Here is a 1,097-nt window from a genome sequence, read left to right on the forward strand (position 1 = left end):
CTAGGGCCTGTTCCAGGTTCGGATCATTGGTTTGGGGATTCGCCGGTGCCGGGCGGCTGGGCCCTGGTAGTTGTCGAGAGTGGCGCGTGGTGATCTCTCGGATGCCGAGTGGGAGTTGGTCGAGCCGTTCTTGCCGGTGGGCGAGCGCGGCCCGGTCCCTGACCTGCGGCGGCTGTTCAACGCCGTGATGTGGCGGTTCAGGGCCGGGTGTCCCTGGCGGGACGTGCCGCAGGAGTACGGCTCCTGGTCGACCGTCTACGGCGCGTTCCAGCGCTGGGCGGTGGCCGGGACCTTCCGGACGCTGATGGAGGGGTTGATCGCCGAGGCGGCGGCCCGTGGGCAGGTTGATCTCGACCTGGTCAGCGTGGATTCCACGGTCGCGCGCGCGCATCATCACGCGGCGGGGATGGCCGTCGATCCCGAGCTGCTGGACGAGCTGGAGAAGGCCGTCACCGAGGAAAAGGGGGTTCTCGAAAGGGGCAAAGCGCACCGGTAGCTCCGTCGAGCGAGGTCGGCGACGACGTGGCGCGTGAGGAGCGGCGGCGTTTACGTCGGCGGCGCAGAGCCCGGCTTCGTGCGGCCGAACTGGGCCGTTCCCGGGGCGGACTGACCACCAAGACCCACCTCGCGGCCGAACGCGGGTGCCGACCGCTGTCGTTCGTCCTCACCCCGGGACAGGCCGCCGACAGCCCCCGCTTCGTCCCGGTACTGGAGGGCATCAGGGTGCGTGGCCCGGTCGGCCGCCCGCGCACCCGGCCCGGCGCCGTCGCCGCGGACAAGGCGTACTCCTCCCGCGCCAACCGTGCCTACCTGCGGCGACGCCGCATCCGCAGTGTCATCCCGGAGAAGGCCGACCAGGCCGCCAACCGCAAGAAGAAGGGTCCTCGCGGCGGCCGCCCGGTCGGTCATGATCCAGACCTGTACAGAGACCGCAACACCGTCGAACGCTGCATCAACAAGATCAAGGAGTGGCGGGGCCTGGCCACCCGCTACGACAAGACCGCCACCAGCTACCTCGCCGGTCTCCACTTACGCGGTGCCGTGATCTGGATCCGCAGCCTCCGACCAACATGATCCGAACCTGGAACAGGCCCTAG

1 pseudogene is annotated in these 1,097 nt (G+C 69.6%); it reads left to right on the top strand.

From position 1 onward, the window contains the following. Positions 1-79 precede the first annotated feature (79 nt). Positions 80-1,074: pseudogene (locus tag I3F54_RS31860) on the top strand (IS5 family transposase). Positions 1,075-1,097 lie beyond the last annotated feature (23 nt).

Source organism: Streptomyces sp. MUM 2J (assembly GCF_022414535.1).
In the GTDB taxonomy this organism is placed as follows: Bacteria; Actinomycetota; Actinomycetes; order Streptomycetales; family Streptomycetaceae; genus Streptomyces.